The following is a 4,624-nucleotide window of genomic DNA, read 5'->3' as shown; positions in this document are numbered from 1 at the left end:
TACGGCGAACTTTCAGCACGCCACAAAGCCCTCGAAATCCAAGTCGAGATCTGGGATGACAGAGAAGCACTTATCAACGAACGCAAACGCCTTAGAGCAGACCTCGCGCGACTTCGCCAAGAGGTCTACCAAGAAGTCCGCGATTCGGTGAACAGCAAGCTAATCGAGCTAAATGCAGTAGTTACGCCTGACCTGCAAGCACCCATTTTGGACTTCAAAGAAGACGGCACCAACTACACGTTCGGTAGCCCTGACGACGAAGGCTCCGGCGTTGCCGACAAAGACCTTTCCTTGTTCGACCTCGCGATTCTTAACCTCACACCGTTGCCGGTCATCATCCATGACTCGGTTCTGTTCAACAACGTCGAGAAAGACGTCGTTGGCCGGTTGTTAAGTCTGTACAAGCAGTCAAGTAAACAGGTGTTTATCGCATTTGACCGTGAACAAGATTACGAAGGAACTCCAGTCGAGGAGATCGTTCAGGCAACCAGTGTGATCACACTTGGTCCCGAAGGCAAGGCACTCTACGGCAGGCAGTGGAACAAGAAGACCGACGAGCAAGAGCTGGAGGAGCATTGAAGAAGATCAGCTACAACCCGCTCTGGAAGCAACTAGTCGACCGCGGCTGGAAGAAACAAGACCTCCAGCATGAAGCTGGAATCAGCACCGGAACCGTAGCCAAACTTGGACGCAACGAAAACGTCACAACCGCCGTACTAGTGAAAGTCTCCGTCGCCTTGGACTGCAGCTTGAGCGATATCGCTGAAATCATCACCGAGTTAGAGAAGGAAACCGATGTCAAAACTTACTGAAGAAGACGTCAAGCAGCGTTTGCATACTCAAAGGGCGAAATAACAGTCCACTGTCCGTTCTTGCTCTGCCCGGATAATTGTCGCCGTCAAAACCACCCGTCAAACGACGCGTCTTCGTTTCCGTCCGTGCAACAATATCCCCATGGCCACCCGACTCTACGATCTCTCGTCCACCTGGACATTCCCGAACACCCGCCAAGAAGTCTGGGACGTCATAGCCGATCCAAATATGGCTTGGCCAGATTGGTGGCTAGGCTGCACGTTGGCAAAACCCCTGGACCGGGCACCCCACACGGGTGGGTCAGCCGCGGACACCCTTCTCGCAACAACCGCCACGCTGAATTTCAAGGCGTCGCTCGGATACACACTGTCCGTCTCCTACCACCCAACCCTCGTCGATAGCCCGAATGAAATCATCTTCGATGCCGGCGGTGACTTGGAAGGTGAAGGCCGCGTCATCCTCTCCAACACCAGCAGCGGCCAGACCCAAATGGACATTGAGTGGCGCGTACGGCCCACGAGCCGATGGATGGCATTCCTCAGCCCCGTAGCAAGTCCGGCATTCACCTACGCCCATGCTGCCCTGATGCGACGGGGCGAGCAGGGCCTCAAAGACTACTTGGCACGAAAGACCGGCCAGAAATAGCCAGCAATGTCAGCCTCAGCTATGGTCACCCGCGGCGGACAGACTTAGCATGAATTAGACAGCGGATCACCGCAACCGCTGAAGCAACCCGATGGGTTCCAGACATGAAAGACCGCCAGCAACACCAAAAGAGCTACCTCGCCACGGCTTGCAATCTGACCACGCAGCAGTCCGTCGGCAGGGTAACGGCCACATCGTGAATGACCGGAAGATCCGCCACGAAGCCCGAGACGCCAACCGTCAGCTCGAACTGGGCGACCACCCTGACCTGAACAGCATCAAGTCCTGGCTCGAGGCCAGGCGCGGTCGGCCCATCACCATCATTGAGCTGCCGACCCTGCACGGTAATGATCTCTGCGGATTGTTCGTTTCCTACGAACATCTCGACGTCGTCGTCCATGCCCCACCTCGCTCAACCTGGCACCAACAGCAGATCATCCTGCACGAATTCGCCCACATGATCCTGAACCACCAGCTCACCGCCACATCGCTGGACCTCGTGCAGCTACCTGGTTTCCCAGAAACCCCGTTGAAGGTGCTCGGCCGCACCAGCTTTGACGACGAGGCCGAAGCAGCCGCGGAATACTTAGCTGACCTCCTCACGGCCCGCATCCACCCTCATATCCAGGACACACCAGATGACCCATCCGGCTTCAACAAGGTCTTTGGGTAATGGACTACGTGCCGGCCGCAATGCTGTGGCTGCTAACCATCGTCAGGATCCCGACAGCCTCAGATAAAGAACGCGCCTCCGTCCTGCGCGCCACATTCTTCGCCGCCATAGCCTGCACCTTGTTCATTCCCGCCGTCTACACCGCAGCTGATCCGGTCTTTGGCGGCCACAATCGAGTGGGCCTGCTTCTGGTCGTGACAGTCATGGCCGGATTTTGGCAATTCCACACCGCCACTATCCTGGCCACCTTTAGTGATGAAGCACGACGGCGGCGCCACCTCATGCGCGGACGGCTAGCTGCCGTGGTGGCTGGCACATGCGTCGTTACAGGGTTTTCCGTAAGCCATGTCGAGGTCACCAACCAGAATCTGCCGCTGGCCTATGGCGATCAACCCGGGATGCAATTGTTCCTCTGGATGGGATCCGCATTCATCATCTGGGTATGCGCCGATGTCGCCCTGAACTGTCTGCGATTCCTGCCCAATATGCGCAGCGGATCTTTCAAATCTGGGGTGGGATGTTTCGCGGCCGGGTGTATCTTCATGGCCCTGGCCTTGGGCAACCGGCTGGCACTTGGACTGCTTGAGGAATCCCCATCCCGAATCAGTCCCCTTGTAGGTAGCCTCAACTGGTTTTTCCCTATCCTTGAAACCCTGGCTGTGCTCCTGGTCAGCGTCGGCCTCATGCTTCCCAGATTTCGAGATTCCAGACAACAACTGCGGCGCAGTATCCGCTCACGCTGGCTCATGGTTCTGTTGACACCAGTCTGGCGCCGCAGCAGCCACGAGCGAAAATATCTGCTCCGCAACCGGTGGACTCCCCTACTGGATCCCGTCGCCACTCGCCCGGACGCGCACCTCCACCGCCGGGTCATAGAGATTCGCGACTGCCAACTGCGCGGAATGACGCTGCTCCCCCGTGACCGCGTCCTCGTTAATCAAGCAGAGCAGCTCCTCCAAGGACACTGATTGAGCCCACAGCGGTTGCGGTCATGTAGTTATCGCGCTTCCAAACCATGAACAAGTGTTGTCGGCATCAACCAGCCGCACCGCCATGTGGAGGCATCATGGAAAAGCTCAGCATCAAGACCCCTGACGACTTCATCGCCCTCATGGGCCACAGTTTGGGATTCTGGCCCAAGGAAAGCCTGGTCTGCGTCATTCTGGACGACAAGCGCATCGGAGCCACACTCCGGGTTAACCTGCCGATTCCCGGCACAGACACCAAACACTTCATCGACCAGGTCGTGCGTCATGTCGGCACAGACCGCCAGGCCACCGGCGTCGTCTTCGGCATCTTCGCTCACACCCCATGGGCCCCGAATGTATTGCGCCCCCATGAGAGCGTGATGGAGGAACTGACGGGTCGGCTCAGTCAGCAAGGCGTGAGTGTTCGAGATGGCTGGCTGATCGGCGAAACCACATTCACGAACTACCTACTCATGGGCGCCGACACCAGCGTCAGCTACCCCCTTGACGGGGTGCTGTCCAGCGAGCTCAACGCAGAATTAGTCTTCCGCGGGTCCAGCATCGAAGCATCCCCCGGATTCCGCATTCCAGTGCTTGCTCGCCCCGCCCTCAGCACGGAAATCCTGCGGCACTGCTTCAGGATCGAAGCCATGAACCCGCAAGCCGCCATCACCCGCGCCAGGACCCTGTGGAACAAGATGCTCGACGGCGGCGGCGAACCTACCGACGACGAAGCCGCCGAGCTGATCGCGAACCTCAAGTTCATCAGTGTCCGGGACAGGCTCCTCGCCGACATCCCCGGCATCGACGACAGCATGCGCGACCTGCTCCTGGGCCAAACCAAACAAAGCCCCCACTGGAAGCGCGTCGAGCGCGCTTCCGAAGTGTTATTCCAGCTGTACATGCGCACAGACGGTACCGATGCTGCACCCGTGCTGACCAGTTTGGGCGTCATCCAATGGTGGGAAGGCCATGGCAGCAAGGCCCATGAGTGCTTTCAGCGCGCTCTCGAGTCAGACCCCGAGTACCGGTTGGCCCAACTCACCGACCGCCTCGTTCGCGAAGGCGTCCTCTCCGACTGGGCCACAGACAAACTAACCGCCTACCAGCCACCTCACACTCGCGGGCCCGAAATTGGTGGCATGGGAATGGCATAGCGGCAGAGCGAACGTGGTGCAAATAACGGCTGTCAGACACTCGCATCAATGGGTCTGGGTGTCAAGCATGGTCTCCATGGATTGGCGGTATTCCTTACGTATTTCATGAAGACGGCGACCATCCGGCAATTGCCAAAATGTCCATCCATTTACTGCGCCCTTCCGTAGCTGACGCCCCGCACCGGACGGCGAATTGTACATATTCCCATCGTCGAGCAGGAGTTCACCTGTAGCAAGAACGGTGCAGGACCGCACACCCCACACACCAGGTTGAGCCGTCAGAACGGTACCAACAGCGATCAGCCCAGACGCCACCAGTTCCTTCACCGAGGTCTCCGGGAAGGGCATCGAATTTCCTGAGCTAATCA

At 58.0% G+C, this 4,624-nt stretch carries 6 protein-coding genes and 1 pseudogene; 6 read left to right on the top strand and 1 reads right to left on the bottom strand.

Annotation, left to right across the window (positions count from 1 at the left end; translation table 11 throughout):
* The 6 genes from ACT3TS_RS19375 to ACT3TS_RS19350 form a co-directional block, all read left to right on the top strand.
* A partial coding sequence (locus ACT3TS_RS19375; protein WP_444533166.1) for a DUF2326 domain-containing protein occupies positions 1-579 on the top strand: 579 nt, incomplete at its 5' end.
* Positions 576-812 (top strand): helix-turn-helix domain-containing protein, encoded by a 237-nt coding sequence (locus tag ACT3TS_RS19370; protein ID WP_444533165.1) that lies wholly within the window; start codon positions 576-578, stop codon positions 810-812. The genes ACT3TS_RS19375 and ACT3TS_RS19370, both read left to right, overlap by 4 nt.
* Before the next feature lie 142 nt (positions 813-954).
* Positions 955-1,458, top strand: coding sequence for a hypothetical protein (locus tag ACT3TS_RS19365; RefSeq protein ID WP_444533164.1), 504 nt, complete (start codon positions 955-957; stop codon positions 1,456-1,458).
* 196 nt (positions 1,459-1,654) lie between these two features.
* Positions 1,655-2,131: a hypothetical protein gene (locus ACT3TS_RS19360; RefSeq protein WP_444533163.1), complete on the top strand. Its 477-nt coding sequence runs from the start codon at positions 1,655-1,657 to the stop codon at positions 2,129-2,131.
* Positions 2,131-3,099, top strand: a complete 969-nt coding sequence (locus ACT3TS_RS19355; RefSeq protein ID WP_444533162.1) for a hypothetical protein — start codon at positions 2,131-2,133, stop codon at positions 3,097-3,099. Before ACT3TS_RS19360 ends, ACT3TS_RS19355 begins: the two co-directional genes overlap by 1 nt.
* Positions 3,100-3,197: 98 nt before the next feature.
* Positions 3,198-4,256, top strand: a complete 1,059-nt coding sequence (locus ACT3TS_RS19350; RefSeq protein ID WP_444533161.1) for a DUF4192 domain-containing protein — start codon at positions 3,198-3,200, stop codon at positions 4,254-4,256.
* Between the two features lie 45 nt (positions 4,257-4,301).
* Here ACT3TS_RS19350 and ACT3TS_RS19345 read toward each other — a convergent pair.
* A pseudogene (locus tag ACT3TS_RS19345) lies at positions 4,302-4,624 on the bottom strand (hypothetical protein); the annotation flags it as partial.

It is taken from the genome of Specibacter sp. AOP5-B1-6 (assembly GCF_052376555.1).
Taxonomy (GTDB): domain Bacteria; phylum Actinomycetota; class Actinomycetes; order Actinomycetales; family Micrococcaceae; genus Specibacter.
This window is presented reverse-complemented; position numbering and strand designations above follow the sequence as displayed.

Excerpts from the sequence above, each read along its gene's own strand:
- ACT3TS_RS19365 (WP_444533164.1), top strand. The coding sequence starts at position 955 with ATGGCCACCCGACTCTACGATCTCTCGTCCACCTGGACATTCCCGAAC.
- ACT3TS_RS19355 (WP_444533162.1), top strand. The coding sequence starts at position 2,131 with ATGGACTACGTGCCGGCCGCAATGCTGTGGCTGCTAACCATCGTCAGG.
- ACT3TS_RS19350 (WP_444533161.1), top strand. The coding sequence starts at position 3,198 with ATGGAAAAGCTCAGCATCAAGACCCCTGACGACTTCATCGCCCTCATG.